The organism is Pseudomonas sp. Marseille-Q8238 (genome assembly GCF_965111915.1).
This window is the reverse complement of record NZ_CBCOPI010000001.1, coordinates 3,375,200-3,399,026: the sequence shown is the minus strand read 5'-3', so window position 1 is coordinate 3,399,026 and position 23,827 is coordinate 3,375,200. Positions and strand designations below refer to the sequence as shown.

General features: G+C 62.7%; 22 protein-coding genes. 13 read left to right on the top strand and 9 right to left on the bottom strand.

Annotated features, from left to right (window positions below; translation table 11 throughout):
• Positions 1-155: 155 nt before the first annotated feature.
• The gene (locus ACWPW0_RS15870) at positions 156-2,618 is read left to right on the top strand and encodes an EAL domain-containing protein (RefSeq protein ID WP_454255810.1); all 2,463 of its coding nucleotides are present in this window, start codon (positions 156-158) and stop codon (positions 2,616-2,618) included.
• Between the two features lie 253 nt (positions 2,619-2,871).
• Here the strand turns inward: ACWPW0_RS15870 and ACWPW0_RS15865 are convergent, their stop codons facing one another.
• From ACWPW0_RS15865 to ACWPW0_RS15855, 3 genes are all read right to left on the bottom strand, one after another.
• Positions 2,872-3,837, bottom strand: a complete 966-nt coding sequence (locus ACWPW0_RS15865; protein ID WP_454255809.1) for a quinone oxidoreductase family protein — start codon at positions 3,835-3,837, stop codon at positions 2,872-2,874.
• A 30-nt stretch (positions 3,838-3,867) separates the two neighbouring features.
• Positions 3,868-4,041 (bottom strand): DUF1427 family protein, encoded by a 174-nt coding sequence (locus ACWPW0_RS15860; protein WP_447592887.1) that lies wholly within the window; start codon positions 4,039-4,041, stop codon positions 3,868-3,870.
• Between the two features lie 104 nt (positions 4,042-4,145).
• Positions 4,146-4,922, bottom strand: a complete 777-nt coding sequence (locus ACWPW0_RS15855) for an AraC family transcriptional regulator (RefSeq protein ID WP_454255808.1) — start codon at positions 4,920-4,922, stop codon at positions 4,146-4,148.
• 295 nt (positions 4,923-5,217) lie between these two features.
• On the opposite strand from ACWPW0_RS15855, the gene hppD reads away from it, so the two are divergent.
• The 5 genes from hppD (at position 5,218) to ACWPW0_RS15830 (ending at position 10,756) form a co-directional block, all read left to right on the top strand.
• The gene (gene hppD, locus ACWPW0_RS15850) at positions 5,218-6,342 is read left to right on the top strand and encodes a 4-hydroxyphenylpyruvate dioxygenase (RefSeq protein WP_454255807.1); all 1,125 of its coding nucleotides are present in this window, start codon (positions 5,218-5,220) and stop codon (positions 6,340-6,342) included.
• 117 nt (positions 6,343-6,459) lie between these two features.
• Positions 6,460-7,599, top strand: coding sequence for a homogentisate 1,2-dioxygenase (locus ACWPW0_RS15845; protein ID WP_447592881.1), 1,140 nt, complete (start codon positions 6,460-6,462; stop codon positions 7,597-7,599).
• 70 nt (positions 7,600-7,669) lie between these two features.
• A complete protein-coding gene (locus tag ACWPW0_RS15840) occupies positions 7,670-8,653 on the top strand; it encodes a fumarylacetoacetate hydrolase family protein (RefSeq protein WP_454255806.1) in 984 nt (327 codons plus the stop codon).
• Positions 8,643-9,302, top strand: a complete 660-nt coding sequence (maiA, locus tag ACWPW0_RS15835; RefSeq protein ID WP_454255805.1) for a maleylacetoacetate isomerase — start codon at positions 8,643-8,645, stop codon at positions 9,300-9,302. The genes ACWPW0_RS15840 and maiA overlap by 11 nt, the downstream gene beginning before the upstream one ends.
• A 44-nt stretch (positions 9,303-9,346) precedes the next feature.
• The gene (locus ACWPW0_RS15830; RefSeq protein ID WP_454255804.1) at positions 9,347-10,756 is read left to right on the top strand and encodes an amino acid permease; all 1,410 of its coding nucleotides are present in this window, start codon (positions 9,347-9,349) and stop codon (positions 10,754-10,756) included.
• 232 nt (positions 10,757-10,988) lie between these two features.
• Here the strand turns inward: ACWPW0_RS15830 and ACWPW0_RS15825 are convergent, their stop codons facing one another.
• Entirely contained in the window at positions 10,989-12,032 is a 1,044-nt protein-coding gene (locus tag ACWPW0_RS15825) for a metal-dependent hydrolase (RefSeq protein WP_454255803.1), read from the bottom strand.
• Positions 12,033-12,204: 172 nt separating this feature from the next.
• Between ACWPW0_RS15825 and ACWPW0_RS15820 the strand changes: the two genes are divergently transcribed.
• Both ACWPW0_RS15820 and ACWPW0_RS15815 read left to right on the top strand, forming a co-directional pair.
• Positions 12,205-12,627: a YciI family protein gene (locus ACWPW0_RS15820; protein WP_454255802.1), complete on the top strand. Its 423-nt coding sequence runs from the start codon at positions 12,205-12,207 to the stop codon at positions 12,625-12,627.
• Positions 12,628-12,640: 13 nt separating this feature from the next.
• Complete coding sequence (locus tag ACWPW0_RS15815) at positions 12,641-13,063, top strand: VOC family protein (RefSeq protein ID WP_447592870.1); 423 nt, start codon at positions 12,641-12,643, stop codon at positions 13,061-13,063.
• An 18-nt stretch (positions 13,064-13,081) separates the two neighbouring features.
• Here ACWPW0_RS15815 and ACWPW0_RS15810 read toward each other — a convergent pair whose 3' ends face one another.
• A complete protein-coding gene (locus ACWPW0_RS15810) occupies positions 13,082-13,315 on the bottom strand; it encodes a cbb3-type cytochrome c oxidase subunit 3 (RefSeq protein ID WP_447592868.1) in 234 nt (77 codons plus the stop codon).
• Between the two features lie 42 nt (positions 13,316-13,357).
• Positions 13,358-14,785, bottom strand: coding sequence for a cytochrome-c oxidase, cbb3-type subunit I (gene ccoN / locus ACWPW0_RS15805; RefSeq protein WP_454255801.1), 1,428 nt, complete (start codon positions 14,783-14,785; stop codon positions 13,358-13,360).
• 333 nt (positions 14,786-15,118) lie between these two features.
• On the opposite strand from ccoN, the gene ACWPW0_RS15800 reads away from it, so the two are divergent.
• The 3 genes from ACWPW0_RS15800 to arfB are packed head-to-tail and all read left to right on the top strand — an operon-like array spanning position 15,119 to position 16,661.
• Entirely contained in the window at positions 15,119-15,487 is a 369-nt protein-coding gene (locus tag ACWPW0_RS15800) for a CidA/LrgA family protein (protein ID WP_447592864.1), read from the top strand.
• On the top strand, positions 15,484-16,197 hold the full coding sequence (locus ACWPW0_RS15795) for an LrgB family protein (RefSeq protein ID WP_447592863.1): 714 nt from the start codon (positions 15,484-15,486) through the stop codon (positions 16,195-16,197). Before ACWPW0_RS15800 ends, ACWPW0_RS15795 begins: the two co-directional genes overlap by 4 nt.
• 50 nt (positions 16,198-16,247) lie before the next feature.
• Positions 16,248-16,661 carry an alternative ribosome rescue aminoacyl-tRNA hydrolase ArfB gene (arfB, locus tag ACWPW0_RS15790; protein ID WP_447592862.1) on the top strand — a complete coding sequence of 138 codons (414 nt, stop codon included), beginning with the start codon at positions 16,248-16,250 and terminating at the stop codon, positions 16,659-16,661.
• 27 nt (positions 16,662-16,688) lie between these two features.
• Here arfB and ACWPW0_RS15785 read toward each other — a convergent pair whose 3' ends face one another.
• The gene (locus ACWPW0_RS15785) at positions 16,689-17,042 is read right to left on the bottom strand and encodes a 4a-hydroxytetrahydrobiopterin dehydratase (protein ID WP_447592860.1); all 354 of its coding nucleotides are present in this window, start codon (positions 17,040-17,042) and stop codon (positions 16,689-16,691) included.
• A gap of 59 nt (positions 17,043-17,101) precedes the next feature.
• Positions 17,102-17,887 (bottom strand): phenylalanine 4-monooxygenase, encoded by a 786-nt coding sequence (phhA, locus tag ACWPW0_RS15780; protein ID WP_447592858.1) that lies wholly within the window; start codon positions 17,885-17,887, stop codon positions 17,102-17,104.
• A gap of 259 nt (positions 17,888-18,146) precedes the next feature.
• On the opposite strand from phhA, the gene ACWPW0_RS15775 reads away from it, so the two are divergent.
• Positions 18,147-19,700 (top strand): sigma-54-dependent transcriptional regulator, encoded by a 1,554-nt coding sequence (locus tag ACWPW0_RS15775; protein ID WP_454255800.1) that lies wholly within the window; start codon positions 18,147-18,149, stop codon positions 19,698-19,700.
• 234 nt (positions 19,701-19,934) lie between these two features.
• On the opposite strand, the gene ACWPW0_RS15770 is transcribed toward ACWPW0_RS15775, so the two are convergent.
• Complete coding sequence (locus ACWPW0_RS15770; protein WP_454255799.1) at positions 19,935-21,479, bottom strand: EAL domain-containing protein; 1,545 nt, start codon at positions 21,477-21,479, stop codon at positions 19,935-19,937.
• A gap of 284 nt (positions 21,480-21,763) precedes the next feature.
• On the opposite strand from ACWPW0_RS15770, the gene acs reads away from it, so the two are divergent.
• Positions 21,764-23,719, top strand: coding sequence for an acetate--CoA ligase (acs, locus tag ACWPW0_RS15765; protein ID WP_447592853.1), 1,956 nt, complete (start codon positions 21,764-21,766; stop codon positions 23,717-23,719).
• Positions 23,720-23,827 lie beyond the last annotated feature (108 nt).

The window sequence follows — 23,827 nt, the reverse complement described above, 5'->3', positions numbered from 1 at the left end:
CTTTTTTCTGACCGACCCGGCAAAAGCCGTCTATACCTGAGTGACATGCTGGCGCTTCCGTCTGGGCCGGCATTGTGCTGTATTCACCTGGGCATGAGGCTTTTGCGCATGCTGGCGCGGCTGTAACCGCACCGGAGTCGGGAGAAAGGGACGGTATGAGTCACGAGACGGGCGCCCGGTTGGCGCGCAGTACAACTCAGTTATTGCGTCTGGTTTGGCCCTTTGTGCTGGTCATCGTGCTGCAGGCGCTGCTGGCAGGCAGCAGCCTGTTCGTGCTGTCCGCTGTGCGCGGTTTCGTCGGCGGCGAAAGCCTGTGGTCCAAGGCCCAGAAGGACGCCATCTACTACCTCGACCTCTACGCCAATAGCCACGATCTCGACCACTTCGAGCAATACCAGCAGGCTGTTGCCGTCCCGCTCGGTGACCGCGCATTCCGGGTCGCCCTCGAACAGTCGCCGCCCAATCTGGTCGCCGCCCGTGCCGGTATTCTGCAGGGCAAGAATCATCCGGACGACGTGGCCGCGATGACCTGGCTGTTCCTCAATTTCCGCAACACCGGCTTCATGGAGCGGGCTGTCGAGCAATGGTCGCTGGGTGACACGTATATCTTTCAACTCACCAACCTGGCTGATGACATGCACGACGCGATCAGCCGTGGGGCTGTCGACGAGGAGCAAGAGGCGATCTGGACGAGTCGCATCCAGCAGATCAACCAGGGTGTGACGCCGGCGGCAGACAAGTTTTCCAGCGTGCTTGGCGAAGCATCCCGCGAGGTCCTGCACCTGCTGATCTGGGTCAATCTGGCCACCGCAGTGCTACTCATCGCCATTGCCGTGTTACGCACCCGCAAGTTGCTGAGACAGCGTGAACTGGCCGGGCAAGCATTGGAGATGGAAAAGCACCGCGCCCAGGTAACCCTGGCCGCCATTGGCGATGCGGTAATCAGCATCGATTGCCGAGGGCATATCGTTTACCTGAATCCGGCGGCAGAGCAGCTCACCGGCTGCCAGGCCCAGCAGGCCGAGGGGCAGCCCTTCGACACTTTGCTTTCCATCGCCACCGAGCAGGCGGACGATACGGGTGAGTCGCTGGTGCAGAGGATTCTGGCCGGTCGCGCGACTGCCGTCAGCGAGTCAACCAAACTGATCGTGCGCCAGGACGGCAGCTCGGTAGCGGTGAACCTGGTCGGCACACCGATCTACAGTGAGGGTCGGGTCAGCGGTGCGGTGATGGTGCTGCACGACATGACCCGTGAGCACCAGTTCGTCGCCAGCCTGTCCTGGCAGGCCAGCCATGATGCGTTGACCGGCTTGGCCAACCGGCGTGAGTTCGAATACCGCGTGGTGCAGCTGCTCGATCGCCTGGAGCACGAGCAACGCCGGCATGCGCTGATGTTCCTCGATCTCGACCAGTTCAAGCTGGTCAACGACACCAGTGGTCATGCCGCCGGCGATGAGTTGCTGCAGCAGGTTTGCAGCGCTTTGCAGCAGCACCTGCGCGAGGGCGATACCTTGGCGCGACTGGGCGGGGACGAGTTCGGTGTGGTCCTGGAGAACTGCTCGGCAGAAGCCGCCGAGCGGATCGCCGAATCGTTGCGCGAAGCCGTGCAGGAGCTGCGTTTCGCCTGGAATGGCCGGACCTTCGCCATCACTGTGAGCATTGGCCTGGTGCAGATCAGCCAGGCACAAGACAGCCTGGAGTCCTTGCTGCGCACTGCCGACATGGCCTGCTACACCGCCAAGGAAAAAGGCCGCAATCGCGTGCATGCCTACCAACCGGACGATTCCGAGTTATCTCAGCGTGTCGGCGAAATGAGCTGGGTGGCGCGTATTCACCAGGCGTTGGAGGAAAACCGTTTCTGCCTGTTTGCGCAGACGATCGGTGCGTTGCAGGACGACGATGACGGCGGCCATATCGAGATTCTTCTACGCCTGCGTGAGGCCAATGGTCAGTTGGTCGCGCCGGGCAGCTTCCTGCCGGCGGCCGAGCGCTATGGCCTGATGCCGCAGATCGATCGCTGGGTCGTGCGTACCACCTTTCAGGCCCTGGCCGATCATTTGCTGCACAGCACGCTGCAGGACACTCCGCTGTGCGCGATCAACCTGTCTGGTGCGAGCATTGGTGACACGGCGTTTCTCGGTTTCCTGCACGAGCAGTTCGCCAGCCAGGGCATACCGCCAGAACTGATCTGCTTCGAGATTACCGAAACCACGGCCATCACCAACCTGGACGATGCCACGCGCTTCATCAACGAACTGAAAGGCCTGGGTTGCCGCTTCTCGCTGGATGATTTCTGCGCGGGCATGTCCTCGTTCATGTACCTCAAGCACCTGCCGGTGGACTTCCTCAAGATCGACGGCAGTTTCGTGCGCGACATGCTGGCCGACCCCATCGACCGGGCCATGGTCGAGGTGATCAACCACATCGGCCATGTCATGGGCAAACGGACCATCGCCGAGTTCGCCGAGAGCGATGCGATCATCGCCCTGTTGCGCGAGATTGGCATCGACTATGCCCAGGGCTACGCCCTGGACAAGCCGCAGCCGCTCGACCTCGACCGTTATCGGCGTGAGGCAGGGCCTGCGCTGGCTCGAAGAGATGCTGGCGCAGCGCGCTAGGGTCTGTTCCAGTTTCACTTCAACTCATTGAATCGGTTGGAAATATACTTCCAATCCAGCCCTTCGAACGGACTTATTTGAGGCAGTTGCGGACAATCGACTTTTGCGTTTCATGAGGCGCCTACTGGTGGGCTGAAGCCCACCCTACGCAGGGTCCGGCTTTTGTAGGGTGGGCTTTAGCCCACCAACTCTAACGCCCGAAATTGCCTCGATCCGGTCATCCATGCCGAAACGGGAACAGACCCTAGAGACGTTAATGCGACGGTATGAAAACGATCTTGTCCTGGCTCCCCGTATTGACCTCGGCGTAGCTGCTCAGGCCCTCGCTCAGCGGCACTTCGCGCAAGCCCGATGGCAGTGGCAAGCGGCTCTGGGCGAAGAACTGGCCGAAGGCTTCCAGCATGCGTGCGCATTTCACCGTGTCATACAGCAGTGAATTGACGCCTACGACTACACCGCCACGGCGATACAGCGCCAGCGCCGGCAAGTGCACGTGGCCATCGACGGGGGCGGCGATGATGGCGATACGGCCGAAGTCGGCCAGCGCAGGCACGACGGCCGGCAGCCAGAAGCCGGTGGTGTCGAAGATGACGTCGGCTCCACCAGGGAAGTGCGCCTGAACCTGTGTCGCAAGCTGGTCGGCCTGTTCCAGCAGCAGCGTCGGCGTCCCGCTGTCGCGCAGGCGTAGCACCTGCTCGGGCTTGCGCACCGCTGCCAGTACGTCTGCGCCTAATGCCTTGCCCAGGGCGATGGCGGCACTGCCAACCGCGCCAGCAGCGCCGATGATCAGCAAGCGCGTGCCCTGAGCGACCTGGCAGCGTTGCAGGGCATCCCAGGCCGTGGTGTAGGGCACGCCCAGGGCGGCCGCCTGGCTGAAACTGAGTTGTTCGGGCAGCCGGGCTACGCCCTCGGCGGGCAGGGTGAGATAGGCTGCGTGGCTGCCGTTACGGTTGAAGCCGAGGCCTTTTCCGGTTCCCCAGACGGACGTGCCGAGCAGTGCGGATGGTCCGTCCACGACCACGCCAGCGAAGTCGCGACCTGGAATGCGCGGCAGGGTGGTGTAGGGAAAACGGCCGAGTACGTTCTTCACATCGCTGGGGTTGAGTCCAGCGGCTCGAACCTGCACCAGTACTTCATCTGCGGCAGGTGTCGGCTGGGCCACTTCGACCAGTTGCAGGGCGGCGAGGTCACCCGTGTGGGCGAATTGCAGGGCTTGCATCAGGTGTTCCTTTTGGAGGTGTTGAAAGGGTTACTGAAACCACTGGGTGAGGGCGGTGCGTCCCCAGGGCAGCAGGTTTTCGCCGATCAGCATGCCGAGCAGGCCGACCAGGGCGACGGTGGGTGGGGCTGGCGAACGGACACCGAGCAGGGCATAGAGCGCGCCGACGAAGAGGCCGATGAGCAGGGCGATGAGGTAGGGCATGGCGCGATCCCGTCGTGAATAGGTGCTGCCAGTCTAGGGATGCGGCGTGCAGGCGTTCGGCCAAGGCCTTCAGGTTATCGGCCAATTTCGTGGGTAACGGCGGCTCAGATGTGTGCAGCGTCGCGGTAGCTGGAAGGTGCCATGCCCAGCTCGCGGCGGAACATGTCGCTGAAGCTGGCGGGTTGATAGCCCAGTTCGCGAGCGATACGTCCGATTGGCTCGCCCTGGATCAAGGCGGCAGAGGCGCTGGCCAGTTGCACCTGGCGGCGCCATTCGGCGAAGCCCATGCCCAGGTCGCGCAGCAGCAGGCGGGAGAGCGTGCGCACGCTGGCGCCGACAGCCTGGGCGTGTTGTTCGAAGGAGATGTCCAGCGACGGGGCAGCCATGACCGCTTGGCACAGCCGCAGCAGGCGCCGGTCGTTTCCCTGAGGCAGTGGCACGCGCAGCTGGGAGCGCCTGGCCCGTTGCAAGGCCTGGACGGCGAGGTTGGTGAGGGCGGTGTAGTAGTCGGCATCGGGCTGGCGTTCCTGTTCCACCAGCGCCAGGATCAGCTCGCGGAGCAGGGGCTGCACCTCGAACACCTGCACCTCATCAGCCAACGACTGTGCCAGTTGCGGGCGCAGGTAGATGTTGCGCATCTCCAGCTCGGATGCCACACGAATGCCGTGGGGTACGCCGGCTGGCAGCCACACGCCGCGCTGCGGTGGCACCAGCAGCGCTTCGCCAGGGGTTTCCACCCACATGATGCCGGACATGGCGTAGAGCAACTGGCCCCACTCATGCTGATGCGGTTCGATATACAGCCCGCGCGGATAGCTGCGTGCCAGGGCGCGCAGGGGCAGGCTGCTGGCATCCAGGTCGGGTGGGCTGGCACGGGCCATGGGAACCATCTACACCGTGGGAGTGATGGCCAATGGTAGCGCCTTTGTTACGGGTGTGCAGGTATGCGCCGGCACGTGAATGAGCCGCGGTGTCAATGAATCGTTACGCGTACGTGGTGCGCAGAGGGCCATTGCCGGGGGCTGTTTGGCTGTAAGGAAAACCTGCCGATGAGGATGGCCAAGTGAGTTTCGGCGGTGGTGTCCACGGCTTGTTCGCAAGGGTGGGCGCGACTCTGATGGGGGAAGCATCCGCCAGGCAAGTGCCCGGCAGAGCCCCCAGCAACAAGGAGGCGCAATGAACGCCGTGGCCAAGATAGAGCAGCACAACCCCATCGGTACCGACGGCTTCGAGTTCGTCGAATTCACCGCGCCTACTGCCGAAGGCATCCAGCACCTGCGCACGCTGTTTACCGCCATGGGCTTCACCGAAACCGCCAAGCACCGCTCCAAGGAGGTTTGGCTGTTCCAGCAGCACGACATCAACATCGTGCTCAACGGCAGCCCTACCGGACACGTACGGGTCTTCGCCGAAAGGCACGGGCCGAGCGCCTGCGCCATGGCCTTCCGGGTGAAGAACGCGGCCCAGGCTGCCGCCTATGTCGAATCCCAGGGCGCGACCCTGGTCGGCAGCCACGCCAATTTCGGCGAGCTGAACATTCCCTGTGTCGAAGGTATTGGTGGCTCCCTGCTGTATCTGGTCGATCGCTATCCCGGTGAGAGCGGCGACAAGAGCATCTACGACGTCGACTTCGAGTACATCGAAGGCCGCGGGCCGAACGACAACGCCGTCGGCCTGCAAGTGATCGACCACCTCACGCACAACGTCAAACGCGGGCAGATGGACGTCTGGTCCGGTTTCTACGAACGCATCGCCGGCTTTCGCGAGATTCGCTATTTCGATATCGAGGGCAAGCTCACCGGCCTGTTCTCCCGCGCCATGACCGCGCCGTGCGGCAAGATCCGCATCCCGATCAACGAGTCGGCCGACGACAAGTCGCAGATTGAGGAATTCATTCGCGAGTACCACGGCGAGGGCATCCAGCACATCGCCCTGTCCACCGACGACATCTACGCCACCGTGCGCAAGCTGCGCGCCAATGGCGTGGACTTCATGACCACGCCGGACACCTACTATGAAAAGGTCGACAGCCGCGTGGCCGGGCATGGCGAGCCGCTGGCGCAACTGCGCGAACTGAACCTGCTGATTGATGGAGCGCCGGGCGTCGGCACGCCGGGCGTCGACACGCCCGAAGACGACGGCATCCTTCTGCAGATCTTCACCAACACGGTAATCGGTCCGATCTTCTTCGAGATCATCCAGCGCAAGGGCAACCAGGGCTTTGGCGAGGGCAACTTCAAGGCCCTGTTCGAGTCCATCGAAGAAGACCAGGTGCGCCGCGGGGTCATCTCCGAGGACTGAATCACAGGGTGGATGAGGCGTTGTTCAGCCACCGCCATCGCTGGGAAACACGTCGTGGGTTTTCGCGGGGTGGTCAGTCACCCCACGCATCCCGGGCGCCATGATGAGGAGCTCTACATGAGTCGCAAATGGATCAGCTTTCCCCTGCGTGAGGGTGACAGTTCGCGCCAGGCGCACTGCGATTTTCCTCCAGACACCTACGAGCGCGAGATGGGCCGCGAAGGCTTCTTCGGCCCGGTGACCCACCTGCACCACAAGCATCCGCCCACTGGCTGGGTCGACTGGCAAGGGCCGCTGCGCCCGCATGCCTTCAACTTCAACCATGTCGCCAGCGAACGAGACTGCCCGCTAGAAGCGCCGCTGACCCTGCACAACGCCGATGTGCAGTTGCGTATCTGGAAGACCAGCGGCGCCATGCGTCACCTGGTGCGCAACAGCGACGGCGACGAACTGCTGTTCATCCACGAGGGTGCCGGGCATTTGTATTGCGATTTCGGCCATCTCCAATACCGCGACGGTGACTACCTGATGATCCCGCGTGGCACCGCCTGGCGTATCGAGGCTACCCAGCCGACCTTCATGCTGTTGATCGAGAACACCGACGGCGCCTACATGCTGCCGGACAAGGGCCTGGTCGGGCCACAGGCGATCTTCGATCCGGCGGTGCTCGATCACCCGCGCCTCGACGAGGCCTTCAAGGCGCAGCAGGACGAGAACCCCTGGCAGGTGCGGATCAAGCGGCGCAACCAGATCAGCACCGTGACCTTTCCCTACAACCCCCTGGATGTGGTCGGCTGGCATGGCGACAACACTGTGGTGCGCCTCAACTGGCGCGACATCCGCCCGCTGATGAGCCATCGCTATCACCTGCCGCCGTCGGCGCACACCACCTTCGTCGCCAATGGCTTCGTCGTATGCACCTTCACCCCGCGTCCGGTGGAGTCCGATCCGGGTGCGCTGAAGGTGCCGTTCTTCCATAACAACGACGATTACGACGAGGTGCTGTTCTACCACCGTGGCAACTTCTTCAGCCGCGACAACATTGAGCAGGGGATGGTCACGCTTCATCCCTGCGGCTTCCCCCATGGCCCGCACCCCAAGGCGCTGAAAAAGGCCCAGCACGATCCGGCGACCTTTATCGATGAGGTGGCGGTGATGATCGATACCCGCCGCGCGCTGGAGGTTGGCGAGGCGGCAGCCGGGGTGGAGGTGGCCGAGTATGTGAATTCCTGGCGTGCGCCTGGGCAGACCCGCTGAGCGAGGGCCTGACCCTCGCGACCCCTGACCATACCTGCGGTGCGCACGGCGCGCCCTACGAGGTTTGAGTATGAAACTCGCATCACTGAACCAAGGCCGCGATGGCGTGCTGCTGGTGGTTTCCCGCGACCTGACCCGTGCGGTCAAGGTGCCGCAGATCGCAGCCACCCTGCAGGCCGCACTGGATGACTGGGCGATCAAGGGCCCGCATCTTGAGGCCATGTACCAGCGTCTCAATCATGGCTTGTGCGAGGACGCTTTCGTCTTCGACCAGGCCGACTGTCACAGCCCGTTGCCGCGTGCCTATCAGTGGGCCGATGGCAGCGCCTACGTCAATCATGTCGAGCTGGTGCGCAAGGCGCGTGGCGCGGACATGCCGGAGAGCTTCTGGCACGATCCGTTGATGTACCAGGGCGGTGCGGACAGCTTCATCCCGCCGCACAGCCCGATCCAGCTCGGCGACGAGGCCTGGGGTATCGACCTGGAGGCCGAGCTGGCGGTGATCACCGACGACGTGCCGATGGGCGTCAGCGCCGCCGAGGCTGCTGAGCACATTCGCTTGCTGATGCTGGTCAACGACGTGTCGCTGCGCAATCTGATTCCCGGCGAGCTGGCCAAGGGCTTCGGCTTCTACCAGAGCAAGCCGTCGTCGAGCTTTTCACCGGTGGCGGTGACCCCGGACGAGCTGGGCGATGCCTGGAAGGATGGCAAGGTGCACCGGCCACTGGTGTCGCACATCAACGACCAACTGCTCGGCCAGCCGGACGCCGGCACCGACATGACCTTCAACTTCCCGACCCTGGTCGCCCACGCGGCCAAGACCCGGCCGTTGGGTAGCGGCACCATCATCGGCTCGGGCACCGTGTCCAACTACGATCGCAGCGCCGGCTCTTCCTGCCTGGCGGAGAAGCGCATGCTGGAAATCGTCGAGCAGGGCGAGGCGCGCACGCCGTTCCTCACGTTTGGTGACCGGGTGCGCATCGAGATGTTCGACGCTGCCGGGCAGAGCATCTTCGGCGCCATCGACCAGGCGGTGGAACGCTATGAACCATGAGCTCACGCTCTACGGTTACTGGCGTTCCAGCGCGGCCTACCGGGTGCGTATTGCCCTCAATCTCAAGGGGCTGAGCTACCGTCAGGTGCCGGTACATCTGCTCAAGGATGGCGGGCAACAGCGGGCCCCTGGGTATCTGGCGCTCAATCCGCAGGGGTTGGTGCCGCTGCTGGTCGATGAGGCCAATGGTGGTGTGCGTATCGCCCAGTCATTGGCGATTCTCGAGTACCTGGATGAAGTCTTCCCGGTACCGGCGCTGTTGCCGGGTGATCCACTGCGGCGTGCGCAGGTACGGGCGCTGGCGCTGCATATCGCCTGCGAGATCCACCCCCTGAATAATTTGCGGGTGCTGCAGTACCTCTCTGGCGAGCTGGGCGTGGACGATGTGGGCAAGGATGACTGGTACCGCCACTGGGTCAGCCAGGGGCTGGCGGCGGTGGAGCAGGGGCTGGCGGTACTGCCAGGCGGGTTATCCCTGGGCGAGCGCCCCGGTTATCTGGAAGCCTGCTTGATCCCGCAGGTGTACAATGCGCGGCGTTTCAACTGCGACCTCGACGCGTATCCACGCATCCTCGACATTGCCGCACGTTGCGAATCCCTCGCTGCTTTCGCCATGGCGGCGCCGGAGCGGCAGGCGGACGCGCAATAACGACGTGGCGCTGCCGGGCGGTCACAGACACGCACAGGTGACCGATGAGTGTTGACCCCTTGCACGCCGGACCGCTAACCCGCGGTCTCAAGAACCGCCATATCCAGTTGATCGCCCTCGGTGGCGCCATCGGCACGGGCCTGTTCCTCGGCTCGGCCGGGGTCATGCAGTCGGCCGGCCCGTCGATGATCCTCGGCTACGCCATTGGCGGCTTCATTGCTTTTCTGATCATGCGCCAGCTCGGTGAGATGATCGTCGAAGAACCCGTGGCCGGCTCCTTCAGCCATTTTGCCCATGCCTATTGGGGCCGCGCTGCTGGCTTTATTTCCGGCTGGAACTACTGGGCGCTCTACGTGCTGGTGGGCATGGCCGAGCTTACGGCGGTGGGTAAGTACGTGCAGTACTGGTGGCCGGAGATTCCCACCTGGGCGACGGCTGCTGCGTTCTTCCTGCTGATCAACCTGATCAATCTGACGCACGTCAAAGTCTTCGGCGAGTCCGAATTCTGGTTCGCCATCATCAAGGTCGCGGCGATCATTGGCATGATTCTGCTCGGCAGCTACCTGCTGTTCAGCGGTGCTGGCGGCGAGCAGGCATCGGTGAGCAACCTCTGGCGCCACGGTGGGTTCTTTCCCCATGGCATCAGCGGGCTGGTGTTGATGATGGCGATCATCATGTTTTCCTTCGGCGGCCTGGAACTGGTCGGGATTACCGCCGCCGAGGCGAGTGAGCCGCGCAAGGTGATCCCGCGGGCGATCAATCAGGTGGTCTGGCGCATCCTGATTTTCTACATTGGCGCGCTGACCGTGCTGCTTTCGCTGTACCCCTGGGACAGCCTGGTGGCGACCCTGACCGCTGGTGGGGATGCCTACGGCAGCAGCCCCTTCGTGCAGATCTTCTCGCTGATCGGCAGTGACACGGCGGCGCATCTGCTCAATTTCGTGGTGCTCACGGCGGCGCTGTCGGTCTACAACAGTGGCGTGTACTGCAACAGCCGCATGCTATACGGCCTGGCCGAGCAGGGCGATGCGCCCAGGGTGCTGGCACGGGTCAACCGGCGAGGCGTGCCGGTGCTGGCGATTGCCTTGTCGGCGTTGGTGACCCTGCTGTGTGTCGTGGTCAATTACCTGGTGCCCAAGAGCGCGTTGCAATTGCTGATGTCGCTGGCCGTGGCGGCGATGGTGATCAACTGGGCGATGATCAGCCTGACCCACCTGAAATTCCGCAAGGCCATGCAGGCCCGAGGTGTCGAGCCCGGCTTCAAGGTGTTCTGGTTTCCGCTGAGCAACTACCTGTGCCTGGCGTTCGTCGTGTTCATCCTCACCGTGATGCTGTTTATCGATGACATCCGCATCTCGGTGTACGTGATGCCGGTGTGGCTGCTGGTGCTGTGGCTGTGTTATCGGCTGCAGCGGTTGGCCGGTGCAGGGGCTGAGCACTCGGTGCAGGGCTGAGAACCTGTTTACGATCTCCTGGCTCGCGGCCATACGGCGTTAAAAACGCCCTCGGATGCGAGCCCAGACTGGGCGTCCCCGACGGAATGCTCATTTACCACTCGTAAACCCGAGTGCGGGCCCAGTCCGCTTCCTCGGGCGTTTTTGCGGGGGCGCCTAGCCCTTGTCTGGCTCTAATCCAGAAGATCGTAAACAGGCTCTGAGCGCCCTGCATCCGTTCCACGCATAGCTGTCAGGAGCGCTCTTCGAGCGCCTTGCTCCAGCTCAGCAGGTTGAGCGGTTCCTGTTGATCCCAGATGCGGCGCCAGAGAATCCTCAGGTGGGCCATGTCCCCACGGGAGAAGGGCAGTCGGTCGACGCGTTCGTGCACCTGCCAGGTGCCATCGTGCTGTTCGGCGAAGAGGAAGCGGAACGGGTGGAAGCCGGTGAAGCCCAGGCGCAGGTCGGTCACGATCAGCTCATCACCCACCTGGTCGTAACGCAACATATCGTCGGTGAACCAGACCAGCCGGGCATGCTGTGGCGAGTCTTTCAGGGCCGTGGCCAGGGCGCTGCCGCGCGGCATGCGCTCGAGGGTGGGTGGGGTGCTGTCGAACCAGCTGACCAGGGCTTCATGGTAGTTCTCACCGTCAATCACCGTGACCCGCCAGAGCAGGCTGTTGAATGGAGTGGGCGAGCTGAATACGCGCTCGGCCTGGATGCCACTGTCTGCCAGCGCCTGTTCCACCCGATGTTCAGCCATCCACTTGCCCGCCACGGTGAAGGCCAGGTACAGGCTTGAGACCAACAGCGCCGCCACGGGCAGGCGGGCGCGCTTGCCATATAACCCTCGCCACAGGCCGACCACCACGGCGATCAGTAACGGCACGCTGTACAGCGGGTCGATGATGAACACGCTGGACCAGGCGATGGGCGTCGTCGCCAGTGGCCAGAGCAGTTGGGTGCCGTAACTGGTAAAGGCGTCGAGTAGCGGGTGGGTGACCAGCACCAGCCACAAGGTCAAGAACAGGCGATTTGCGGAATAGCCCGGGTGTGGGCGAAAACGCCGGGCCAGCACGGTCAGCAGCAAGGCCAGGCCGGTCAGCACGAACAGCGAATGGCTGAAGCCGCGATGAAAGGTCATGTCGTACACGGCATCGCCATAGTCCATGACCACGTCTAGGTCCGGCACGGTTGCCAGGAGCGCGCCGTAGAGCAGCGCGCGTCGGCCCTGCCAGCGGCCGAGCAATGCACCTTGAATACTGGCGCCGAGTACGGCCTGGGTGATCGAGTCCATCGGTTATTCCTGAAAGGTGGATGGCGCACAACTTACCGCTCGGCGCTATTTCAGGCGCGAGCAAATTCCGACTAAAAATTTCAATGACCTGTCGATTCTGCCTGCGCTGTTTCGACCAGTGATAGAGGCGGACCATAGGGGTGTGCCTACAGGCTCACGAAGGAGTACCGCGATGCGTTTCATGGTGATTGTCAGGGCTACGGCTGAATCCGAGGCGGGCGAAATGCCCAGCGAGGAACTGCTGACGGCGATGGGGCGTTACAACGAGGAACTGGTCGCTGCGGGGGTGATGCAGGCAGGCGAGGGGCTGCACCCCAGTTCGAAGGGCGCGCGCGTGCACTTCAAGGGAGAGCAGCGCAGCGTCGTCGATGGGCCGTTTGCCGAGACCAAGGAGTTGATTGCCGGCTTCTGGATCTTCGAGGTCGCGTCGTTGGCCGAGTGCATCGAGTGGGTTCGGCGTTGTCCTAACCCTATGTCCGGCGAGTCCGCCATCGAGATTCGCCAGATATTCAGTGCCGAGGATTTCGGTGCTGAACTCACCCCAGCGCTACGCGAGCAGGATGCGCGCCTGCGGGAACAGATGAACACGAACTGAGGAGGGTGCGTAGATGAAGATTCACGCTTATCTGATATTCGACGGCAACTGTGCCGAGGCTTTTACCTTCTATGCGCAATGCCTGGGCGGCACGGTCAACGTGATGCCGTTTTCGGACAATCCCGAGTGCGCTGGCGAGCTACCTGCCGATCAACGCGACCGCACCCTGCACGCGTGCCTGATGGTAGGCGATGAGGTGCTGATGGGCTCTGACACCATGCCGGGCCAGCCCTACGCGGGGGTCAAAGGCTGTCATATGTCCATTCAGGTGCAGAACATCGCCGAGGCAGAGCGCCTGTTCACGGCATTGTCTGCGGGTGGTCAGGTGCAGATGGCGCTGCAACAGACCTTCTGGGCCGTGCGTTTCGGCATGCTGGAAGACCGTTTTGGCGTGCCGTGGATGATCAACTGCGAGGCGGATAACCCCACGGCCTGAGTTCGCCGCAGGACGCGATCAGGCGGTAAGGTCCTGCTGGTAATCGCAGGCGCCCTTGCAGGTGCCAGGGCATTTGCAGCCGGTGCGGCTTTTGCCTGTGGCGCGCTCCATGCGCTGGGCGACCTCCGGGTCGTCGGCAAATGGCAGCATGGCTGCTTCATCGGTATCGCGCGGTGAGGCACGCGACAGGCACGCCTGCACGGCGGCGAAGAACAGCGCTACGCACATGAGGAACCAGAGTTCACTGAGCATTGAGCCTCCAGGCAGGGCCCGGCATTGCCGGGCCCTGCGGTATCAGGCGATCTGACCGGCCAGGCGGTATTCGGCCGGGTTGGCGGCGCGGATGGTGCGCCAGGTGTTGTAGGCCATCAGCAGCATGCCGGTGAGGAAGAACAGGCCACCGACCATGCGCACCACGAAGCCGACATGGCTGGCCTGCAGGGCTTCGACAAAGGAGTAGGTGAGCGTGCCGTCTTCGTTGACTGCCCGCCACATCAGGCCCTGGGTGATGCCGTTGACCCACATCGAGGCGATATAGAGCACGGTGCCGATGGTCGCCAGCCAGAAGTGCGCATTGATCAGGCCGACGCTGTGCATCTGCTCACGGCCATACAGCCGCGGCACCATGTGGTAGACCGAGCCGAAGGTGATCATCGCCACCCAGCCGAGGGCGCCGGCATGCACGTGGCCGATGGTCCAGTCGGTGTAGTGGGACAGGGCGTTGACGGTCTTGATCGCCATCATCGGGCCTTCGAAGGTCGACATGCCGTAGAACGCCAGGGACACCACGAGGAAGCGCAGGATCGGGTCGCTGCGCAGCTTATGCCAGGCGCCGGAGAGGGTCATCATGCCGTTGATCATGCCGCCCCAGCTGGGTGCCAGGAGGATGATCGACATGGCCATGCCGAGGGTCTGCGCCCAGTCAGGCAACGCGGTGTAGTGCAGATGGTGCGGGCCGGCCCAGATGTACAGGGTGATCAGCGCCCAGAAGTGCACGATGGACAGGCGGTATGAGTAGACGGGGCGGTCCACCTGTTTCGGTACGAAGTAATACATCATCCCCAGGAAGCCGGTGGTCAGGAAGAAGCCCACGGCGTTATGCCCATACCACCACTGCACCATGGCATCGGTAGCGCCGGCGTAGACCGGGTAGGACTTGAACCAGTTCACCGGGATCGCCAGGTGGTTGACCACGTGCAGCATCGCGATGACCACGATGAACGCACCGAAGAACCAGTTGCCGACGTAGATGTGCGGGGTCTTGCGGCGCATCACCGTGCCGAAGAACACGATGCCGTAGGCGACCCAGACGATGGCCATGCCGATGGCGCCGGTGAATTCGATCTCGGCGTATTCCTTGGTGGTGGTGTAGCCCAGCGGCAGGGTGATCAGCATGGTCAGGATCACCGCCTGCCAGCCCCAGAAGGTGAAGGTGGCCAGGCCGTCACCATAGAGTCGTGTCTGGCAGGTGCGCTGCACCGCGTAGTAGCTGGCGGCGAACTGGGCGCTACCGGCGAAGCCGAAGATCACCAGGCTGGTATGCAGCGGGCGCAGGCGGCCGAAGCTGGTCCACGGCAGGTCGAGGTTGAGCTCTGGCCAGACCAGTTGCGAGGCGATGAACACGCCCATGGCCATCCCGACGACACCCCATACCACGGTCATGATGACGAACTGGCGCACCACCTTGTAGTTGTAGGCTTGATCTGAAACTGCTGAATGCATGGATAACAACCCCTGGTCAGACAAATGCGGCCTCGACCCGTGCAGGGTTCTGGCGATGGCGCACTGTAGAAACCAACAGGGAAACAAAACAGATTCAGACGATGGAGTTTTAAGCGGATCAGATTGTTCGTGCTCTATTACAGGGCAACAAGGACCATATGAGGGCTGTGAAAGCCTGATGGTTAGTAACGAATTATCTGATCTGTAATTTTATTGGTTATCTGAATCTGTTCTATGGCAATGGCGATGGGCATAGTCGGGAGGCCTCATCCTCTGTCCGCTCCTGGAGACCCGAATGCGTGCCAACCCCTCGTCGTTTTCCTGGAGTCGGCAATGGCGCTGAGGGGGCTGGGCTGGCTGGTGCTTCTGCAATTGCTGGGCACGGTGTTGAGCATGACGCTCTTGCCAATGCTGCCAGCGCCAATCCTGGGCATGTTGCTGTTACTGGGCTGCCTGTTGCTGCGGGGCAAGGTCGATGAGTCGCTGGGGCAGGCCTCGGGCACGTTGCTGCAGTACCTGCCGTTGCTCCTGGTGCCGGCCACGGTGAGCATCATGGACAGTGACCGGGCCTTGTTCGCCGAGCTGCCGTTGATCGTGCTGGCGCTTGCCCTGTCGTTGCTGATCACCGTGCCGTTCTGTGGTTGGCTGATGCAGTACCTGATGCGGCGCCAGGAACGCAAAGCTGCCGGGCGGAAATCATGAGCGGGCAGGCCTGGCTGTCGGTGCGTGAGCATCCGTTGTTCTCGGTGGCGATCACCTTGCTGGCCTTCCAGTTTGCGCTATTGCTCTACCGCCGCAGTGGCTGGCTGGTGTTGCAGCCAGTGATGATCTCCATGCTGCTGGTGATCGCTATCCTGCTGGCCTGTGGTGTCGACTACAGCACCTACAGACAGGGTGTTTCACCGATTTCCCTGTTGCTCGGGCCGGCCACCGTGGCCCTGGCTGTACCGGTGTTCCAGAACCTCCGGCGTATCCGCCAGTTGCTCTGGCCGATCCTCATCACCCTGGTCGTTGGTGGCGTACTGACGGTACTGCTGACGGTGCTGATCGGTTACCTGCTGGGCGTCCGCCTGCCGGTGCTGGTAACCCTGTCGACCAAGTCGGTGACCATGCCAATCGCCATGCTGCTGGCGGACCAGGCGGGTGGCATCGCGTCCCTGGCGGCGTTGCTGGTCATGCTGACCGGTGTGATCGGCGCGGCATTCGGGCCGTTGCTGCTTGGGCTGGCTCGCGTCGACCACCCGGCGGCGCGGGGTATGAGCTACGGGATGAATGCCCACGCCATCGGCACGGTTCGGGCGTTGGAAGAGGGCGACGAGTGTGGGGCATTCGCCGCTTTGGCCATGAGTTTGCTGGGACTTCTTACGGCAGTGGTGTTGCCGCTCTGTGCGGGGTGGCTGGGCAGTCATTGAGGCGCCTATCGGGTTATCCTTGGCGCCTTCTTTTCTGCTGGGTCGCACCGATGCTGGTCATTTCCAACAGCATTCATTTGCCTGACGACGAAGTCGAGCTGACGGCCATCCGGGCTCAGGGAGCCGGTGGTCAGAACGTCAACAAGGTGTCGAGCGCCGTGCACCTGCGCTTCGACAGCCAGGCGTCTTCATTGCCACCGTTCTATAAGGAACGCCTGCTGGCGCTGAGTGACAGCCGCATCACTGCCGAAGGCGTCGTGGTGATCAAGGCGCAACAGTACCGAACCCAGGAGCAGAACCGGGCTGATGCACTGGAGCGCCTGTTCGAGCTGATTCGCAGCGCCGGCAAGACGGAAAAGGCCCGCCGTCCAACCAAGCCGACCCTGGGCTCGAAAAAGCGTCGCCTGGAAGGCAAGAGCAAGCGCGGGGCGATCAAGGCCGGGCGTGGCAAGGTGGATTTCTAGAGGCCCTGCGTACCGAGAAAGTTCGGGCTACTTACGTCCTTCAGCGGTGGCAGCCGCTGCGTCGGTGCGCGCGGCCATGATGAAGTCGTTGCGGTGCAGGCCTTTCAGTTCATGGCTCCACCAGGTCACGGTGACTTTGCCCCACTCGGTGAGCAGCGCAGGGTGGTGCCCTTCGGCCTCGGCCAGTGCGCCGATGGCATTGGTAAAGGCCAGGGCATGCTTGAAGGTGCGAAACAGGAACAGCCGTTCGAGTTGCATGATGTTGTCGCGCACCTCGATGTTCCACTCGGGAATCTCCTTGATCAGCGTCGCCAGTTCGGCGTCGGAAACCTGTGGCGCATCTGCTCGACAGGCTTCGCAGGAAGCGTTGGCTAGGGTCATGGCGTTCTCCGGGGTGGTCGATTGGGTTATGCAGGCGCCATTCATTCTACAGATGCAGGTCAGGCGGCCTTGGGCGGGAATTTCGGCGCATGCAGGCCGAGCTGCATGGCCTGGTGGACCAGGCTCATGATGTCTTCCTGGGCCAGCTCGAACAGGCGCTTGAGGTCCGGCAAGACGAAATACAGCGGTTGCAGGATATCGATGCGGTAGGGCGTGCGCATGGCTTCCAGGGCTGTGAACGGTTGGACTTCGGGCGCGTCCGACAGGCTGTAGAGGGTTTCCTTCGGCGAGGACAGAATGCCTCCGCCATAGATGCGCCGGCCCTGCGCGGTCTCGACCAGGCCGAATTCGATGGTCATCCAGTACAGCCGAGCGAGGTAGACACGTTCTTCCTTGCTGGCGCGCAGGCCCAGCTGGCCATAGGTCTGGGTGAATTCGGCGAACCAGGGGTTGGTCAGCAGCGGGCAGTGACCGAATACCTCGTGGAAGATGTCCGGCTCCTGCAGGTAATCCAGTTCATCGGCTGTGCGGATGAACGTAGCCACGGGAAATTGCTTGCTGGCCAGCAACTGGAAAAAGGTCTGGAACGGAATCAGGGCTGGTACGCGGGTCACACGCCAGCCGGTACTGGCTTGCAGGACGCGGTTGATATCGCTCAATTGCGGGATGTGCTCGCGGGGCAGGGCGAGTTGCTCCAGGCCATCGAGGTATTCCTGGCAGGCTCGCCCCTCGACCAGCGCCAGTTGGCGGTCGATCAGGGTGTTCCATACCGCATGCTCGCCGGGCGGATAGGCGATAAAGCCATCGGCGTCGGGTTCGCGGGCCAGGTACCGGGTGGTTTTCATGCGGCGACTTCCTCTGCGCAGCTTTGTCATTGTTGTGATTCAGCAATACCGCAGAAGGTCCCGCATTACCGCGCGTCAGCGGCAGGCTTGGCGCAGTCAGGTCGATGCTTTCGTAAACTAATCATTACGTATCGATGGGGCTCTTGCGCTATCACCTTGTCGATGGCGCTATCTGTCACATAATCTTGACGATAAATAGCCGTCGTTCCTCGAAAGTGGCTGACGGCGAGCCCGTATAACAATCACAGGGGCTACTCGCGTGCGTATCAAGATCCATTGCCAGAACCGTGTCGGCATCCTGCGCGACATTCTCGAACTGCTGGTCGACTACGGCATCAATGTTGCCCGCGGCGAGGTCGGGGGCGAGCAGGGCAATGCCATCTACCTGCACTGTCCGAACCTGATCAATCTGCAGTTCCAGGCCTTGCGCCCGAAGCTGGAGAGCATCGCTGGGGTGTTCGGCGTCAAGCGTGTAGGGCTGATGCCCAGTGAGCGCCGCCATCTTGAATTGAACGCACTGCTTGGCGCGCTGGATTTTCCCGTGCTGTCCATCGACATGGGCGGCAGCATCGTCGCCGCCAACCGCGCCGCAGCGCAGTTGCTTGGCGTGCGCGTCGACGAGGTGCCGGGCATCGCCCTGTCGCGCTATGTCGAGGACTTTGACCTGCCGGAGCTGGTGCGTGCCAATCAGTCGCGCATCAACGGCCTGCGGGTGAAGGTGCGCGGCGATGTGTTTCTTGCCGATATCGCGCCCTTGCAATCCGAGCATGACGAAAGTGAAGCATTGGCCGGCGCGGTGCTGACCCTGCATCGGGCGGATCGGGTCGGTGAGCGTATCTACCAGGTGCGTAAACAGGAGTTGCGTGGCTTCGACAGCATCTTTCAGAGCTCCAGGGTGATGGCCGCAGTGGTGCGCGAAGCACGCCGCATGGCGCCGTTGGATGCACCGCTATTGATCGAAGGCGAAACCGGCACTGGCAAGGAGCTGTTGGCACGGGCCTGCCACCTGGCCAGCCCACGTGGGCAGTCGCCTTTCATGGCGCTCAACTGCGCCGGGCTGCCGGAGTCGATGGCCGAGACCGAACTGTTCGGCTACGGTGCCGGCGCCTTCGAGGGCGCACGGCCGGAGGGCAAGCTCGGGCTGCTCGAACTCACGGCGGGCGGCACGCTGTTTCTCGATGGCGTCGGTGAGATGAGCCCGCGTCTGCAAGCCAAGCTGCTGCGCTTTCTGCAGGATGGCTGCTTCCGCCGGGTCGGCAGCGATGAGGAGGTGCACCTGGATGTACGGGTGATCTGTGCGACCCAGGTCGATCTGTCGGCCCTGTGTGCCCACGGTGAATTTCGCCAGGACCTGTACCACCGGTTGAATGTACTCAGCCTGCATATCCCGCCATTGCGTGAATGCCTGGATGGGCTGGCACCGTTGGTCGACCACTTTCTCGATCAGGCCAGTCGGCAGATTGGTTGCGCCTTGCCCCGCCTGGCCCCGCAGGTGCTGGAGCGTCTGGCGCATTACCACTGGCCGGGCAATGTGCGGCAGTTGGAGAACGTGTTGTTCCAGGCGGTATCGTTGTGCGAGGGCGGTACGGTCAAGGTCGAGCACATCCGCTTGCCGGGGTATGGTGCGTCGCAACCCCTGGGCGACTTTTCCCTGGAAGGCGGACTGGACGCGATTGTCGGCCGGTTCGAGAAGGCTGTGCTGGAGCGGCTCTATCACGAGCATCCGAGCAGTCGCCTGCTGGGCAAGCGCCTAGGCGTCTCGCACACCACCATTGCCAATAAGCTGCGTGAGCATGGGCTGGGGAAAAGCTAGCGCCTACGACCTTGGTGCAATGGTGCCAGTGGATGGTACGGGGTAAAAAGTAGTCATCCGGCTCCTGCGAATCCCGGATAAGTTACTGACATTCCTCCCCCGGAATGAATTGGCAGGCGGCCCCAGAGGTCGCCTTTTTTTTGCCTCCATTTCGTGACGTTCGGCGTGCTTGCGCCCTGAAGCCGGGCACGTGGCTTGCTGGTGCGCACGACACACCCTGCGGCAGTCAGTGCATCAGGACGGCACCCCCTTCTGCAGGGTGGTGAGCAGCGCGGCAATCGGCATGGGCTTGGCGTACAGATAGCCCTGCAGATACTGCACGCCGCGGCGACGCAGGTAGTCGCTCTGCTCATCGGTTTCCACGCCCTCTGCGACGATGCCCAGGTCGAGCCGTGTCGACAGGTCGACGATGTTTTCCAGCAGGTGATGGGACAGCGCGTCGGTGCCGATCATGGCGACGAAGCTCTGGTCGATCTTCAGGTAGTTGACCTGGAATGCGCGCAGGTAGGCGAGGCTGGAATGGCCGGTGCCGAAGTCGTCGATGGCGATTCGCACGCCCATGTCGCGCAGTGTGCTGAACAACTGCTCGGTAATGGTTGTGGAGGCGATCATCTGGCGTTCGGTCAGTTCCAGCGTGAGCACGATTCGCCCAGGCGGGAAATCGTCGAGGAATGCCCGGCACTCGTCGATCAGCACGAGATCGCGGCAATGGTCGGCGGTGATGTTGATGCCCACGTGGAAGGCTTCCGGCAGCCGGTCGGCATGGGGCCGTAGCTCATCCCGCACGCGCCGCATCAGGTGGCGCGTCATCGGCACGATGAGACCGGATTCTTCTGCCAGGGGGATGAACTGGCCAGGTGGCACCAGGCCTTGCTCGGGGTGCTGCCAGCGCATCAGCACTTCGACGCCGCTCCATTGGTCATTGGCAGTGCCGACCAGAGGCTGGTAGTAGGGCAGGAACTCGCCAGCGGCGAGGGCGCGCTCAAGCTCGCGACGGGGCGAGTTGGCACGCAGCCCGAGCCATTGCACAGCCACGCTTGCCATGATGCCCAGCAGCAGGAGCAGAACCAGCAGGGACAGGTATTGGGTCTGCATGAGGTGCCATTGCGCGCCCTTGGCATAGCCGGCACGTATGTGCAGGGGGTAACGCTCTGAATGGAGGTTGGTCTGGGCAACGGGGATTGGCGGCAGTGGTGCCTGTCGGACCTGGCCGTCGGCGCCCATATAGGCGTCACCGATGACCAACTGCAGCGGGGCTTTCTGCCCGGCCAGTTGCAGCGCTTTGGTCAGGTGCAGACCGTCGATGCCGATCAGCACGGCCCGTGGGGCGTCGGCCAGGCGATAGATCAGCACGGCACGGTCGGGCGTGGTGTCGTTACCCGGCATCAGGCGCAGTTGGCCGTCGCTGTAATACTCGAGCTGCTCGGGCTCCTTGAAGGGGCCGGAGAGCGAGGTGCAGTACAGCTCTCCGTCGTAGGCGAGGTTGACCGAACGCAGGTAGGGATTGATTGTCACCTGGCGCCGCAATGCCTGGTCCACGTCATCACAGGGGCCGCCGGAAAGGTCGATCACGCTCCGGGCGGCGGTGTCGGCCGTGTCGAGTATTTCCTCGAATAGCTCGCGTGCTTCTTCGGCGCGGTCGTGGGCCTGCTGGTCGAGCACCTTGCCGGCTTGCCAGTAAATCAGCGGGCTGCCCAGCAGGAGCGGAAGGAGCCCCACGCAGAGGGTGACGGCCAGGCGGCGGGATTGTGCTTTGGTATGAGCCTTTGACAGTGGCATTGCCGATTTCCCTAGCGCGAGTCTGGGAGAGGGTGTGGTGTTCTGGAATGGTAGTAGCGGGAGGAGACGGCCTCGTCATGCACGTACCTCACTGTCGTTGCGATCAGTGTAGTGGCGACTTTGCTAGTGCTGCTGAAAAAGCCTTTGGCAGGCTGCACAGCCCTTGCGAGCAGGCGCTCAGACCATGGTCGTAGAGCGGTAAGACCATGGTCGAATGGCCCTGTAGGGTGTCGGGGGATACAAAAGGCACCATACAAAAACTAATGCTTGCCGAGGTATCCAACATGAGCGCTGCTCCTCTCTATCCGGTCCGTCCCGAGGTGGTCGCACAGACCTTCACCGACGAGGCGACCTACAAAGCCATGTACCAGCAGTCGGTCATCAACCCCGACGGTTTCTGGCGCGAGCAGGCCCAGCGTATCGACTGGATCAAGCCGTTCACCAAGGTCAAACAAACCTCGTTCGACGATCACCACGTCGACATCAAATGGTTTGCCGATGGCACCCTGAACGTCTCTGCCAACTGCCTGGACCGCCACCTTGCCGAGCGTGGCGATCAACTGGCGATCATCTGGGAAGGTGATGACCCGTCCGAGCACAAGGAAATCACCTACCGCGAACTGCACGAGCAGGTCTGCAAATTCGCCAATGCCCTGCGTGGTCAGGACGTGCACCGTGGTGATGTGGTCACCATCTACATGCCGATGATTCCCGAAGCGGTCGTGGCCATGCTGGCCTGCGCCCGGATCGGCGCCATCCACTCGGTAGTCTTCGGCGGCTTCTCGCCGGAAGCTCTGGCCGGTCGCATCATCGACTGCAAATCGAAAGTCGTCATCACCGCTGACGAAGGCATCCGTGCCGGCAAGCGCACACCGCTGAAGGCCAATGTCGATGACGCCCTGGCCAACCCGGAAACCGCCAGCGTTCAGAAGATCATCGTGTGCAAGCGCACCGGTGCCGACATCAAGTGGCATCCGCACCGCGACATCTGGTTCGAAGACCTGATGAAAGTCGCCGGCAGCGTCTGCGCGCCGAAAGAGATGGGTGCCGAAGAGGCCCTGTTCATCCTCTACACCTCCGGTTCCACCGGCAAGCCGAAGGGCGTGTTGCACACCACGGGCGGTTACCTGGTGTATGCCGCGCTGACCCATGAGCGCGTGTTCGACTACCGCCCAGGTGAGGTCTATTGGTGCACCGCTGACGTGGGCTGGGTCACCGGGCACAGCTACATCGTCTACGGCCCGCTGGCCAATGGCGCGACCACTGTACTGTTCGAGGGCGTACCGAACTACCCGGACGTGACCCGCGTGTCGAAAATCATCGACAAGCACAAGGTCAACATCCTCTACACCGCACCAACCGCCATTCGCGCCATGATGGCCCAGGGCAAGGCCGCGGTAGAAGGCGCTGATGGTTCCAGCCTGCGCCTGCTCGGTTCGGTCGGTGAGCCGATCAACCCGGAAGCCTGGCAGTGGTACTACGAGAACGTCGGCCAATCGCGTTGCCCGATCGTCGATACCTGGTGGCAGACCGAAACCGGCGCCGCGATGATGACGCCGCTGCCGGGTGCCCATGGCCTCAAGCCGGGTTCTGCCGCACGTCCGTTCTTCGGTGTGCAGCCGGCACTGGTCGACAACATGGGCAACATTCTCGAGGGTGCCACCGAGGGCAACCTGGTGATCATCGACTCCTGGCCGGGCCAGGCACGTACTCTGTACGGCGACCACGACCGTTACGTCGACACCTACTTCAAGACCTTCAAAGGCATGTACTTCACTGGCGACGGTGCGCGCCGCGACGAAGACGGCTACTGGTGGATCACCGGTCGCGTAGATGACGTGCTCAACGTCTCCGGCCACCGTATGGGCACTGCCGAAATCGAAAGCGCCATGGTCGCTCACCCAAAAGTCGCAGAAGCGGCTGTGGTCGGTGTACCGCATGACCTCAAGGGCCAGGGCATCTATGTCTACGTCACGCTCAACAGCGGCGAGGAGCCGTCCGAGCAACTGCGCCTGGAGCTGAAAAACTGGGTACGTCGGGAGATCGGCCCCATCGCTTCGCCGGACGTGATCCAGTGGGCGCCAGGTTTGCCGAAGACCCGTTCGGGCAAGATCATGCGCCGCATCCTGCGCAAGATCGCCACCGGCGAATATGATTCGCTGGGCGACATCTCCACACTGGCCGATCCTGGCGTGGTGCAACATCTGGTTGATACACACCGCACCATGCAGGTCGCTTGAGTCGCTGGGCTTAGGCCCTCGCTCACGTTGCATGAACAGCCCCGGCCACAAGCCGGGGCTTTTTGCTTTGCGGGACATGACCGGCACACGCGCGTGGCCGGTCATCAG

Bases quoted from the DNA above. Each gene is read 5' to 3' on its own strand.
- ACWPW0_RS15860 (WP_447592887.1), bottom strand. From the start codon at position 4,041: ATGCCCTACCTCATCGCCCTGCTCATCGGCCTCTTCGTCGGCGCGCTC.
- ACWPW0_RS15810 (WP_447592868.1), bottom strand. From the start codon at position 13,315: ATGCTCAGTGAACTCTGGTTCCTCATGTGCGTAGCGCTGTTCTTCGCC.
- ACWPW0_RS15800 (WP_447592864.1), top strand. From the start codon at position 15,119: ATGGCGCTGAGGGGGCTGGGCTGGCTGGTGCTTCTGCAATTGCTGGGC.
- ACWPW0_RS15870 (WP_454255810.1), top strand. From the start codon at position 156: ATGAGTCACGAGACGGGCGCCCGGTTGGCGCGCAGTACAACTCAGTTA.
- ACWPW0_RS15785 (WP_447592860.1), bottom strand. From the start codon at position 17,042: ATGACCCTAGCCAACGCTTCCTGCGAAGCCTGTCGAGCAGATGCGCCA.
- ACWPW0_RS15855 (WP_454255808.1), bottom strand. From the start codon at position 4,922: ATGGCCCGTGCCAGCCCACCCGACCTGGATGCCAGCAGCCTGCCCCTG.
- ACWPW0_RS15825 (WP_454255803.1), bottom strand. From the start codon at position 12,032: ATGGACTCGATCACCCAGGCCGTACTCGGCGCCAGTATTCAAGGTGCA.
- ACWPW0_RS15845 (WP_447592881.1), top strand. From the start codon at position 6,460: ATGAGTCGCAAATGGATCAGCTTTCCCCTGCGTGAGGGTGACAGTTCG.
- ACWPW0_RS15865 (WP_454255809.1), bottom strand. From the start codon at position 3,837: ATGCAAGCCCTGCAATTCGCCCACACGGGTGACCTCGCCGCCCTGCAA.
- maiA (WP_454255805.1), top strand. From the start codon at position 8,643: ATGAACCATGAGCTCACGCTCTACGGTTACTGGCGTTCCAGCGCGGCC.
- ACWPW0_RS15770 (WP_454255799.1), bottom strand. From the start codon at position 21,479: ATGCCACTGTCAAAGGCTCATACCAAAGCACAATCCCGCCGCCTGGCC.
- ACWPW0_RS15815 (WP_447592870.1), top strand. From the start codon at position 12,641: ATGAAGATTCACGCTTATCTGATATTCGACGGCAACTGTGCCGAGGCT.
- acs (WP_447592853.1), top strand. From the start codon at position 21,764: ATGAGCGCTGCTCCTCTCTATCCGGTCCGTCCCGAGGTGGTCGCACAG.
- ccoN (WP_454255801.1), bottom strand. From the start codon at position 14,785: ATGCATTCAGCAGTTTCAGATCAAGCCTACAACTACAAGGTGGTGCGC.
- arfB (WP_447592862.1), top strand. From the start codon at position 16,248: ATGCTGGTCATTTCCAACAGCATTCATTTGCCTGACGACGAAGTCGAG.
- ACWPW0_RS15795 (WP_447592863.1), top strand. From the start codon at position 15,484: ATGAGCGGGCAGGCCTGGCTGTCGGTGCGTGAGCATCCGTTGTTCTCG.
- phhA (WP_447592858.1), bottom strand. From the start codon at position 17,887: ATGAAAACCACCCGGTACCTGGCCCGCGAACCCGACGCCGATGGCTTT.
- hppD (WP_454255807.1), top strand. From the start codon at position 5,218: ATGAACGCCGTGGCCAAGATAGAGCAGCACAACCCCATCGGTACCGAC.
- ACWPW0_RS15830 (WP_454255804.1), top strand. From the start codon at position 9,347: ATGAGTGTTGACCCCTTGCACGCCGGACCGCTAACCCGCGGTCTCAAG.
- ACWPW0_RS15840 (WP_454255806.1), top strand. From the start codon at position 7,670: ATGAAACTCGCATCACTGAACCAAGGCCGCGATGGCGTGCTGCTGGTG.
- ACWPW0_RS15820 (WP_454255802.1), top strand. From the start codon at position 12,205: ATGCGTTTCATGGTGATTGTCAGGGCTACGGCTGAATCCGAGGCGGGC.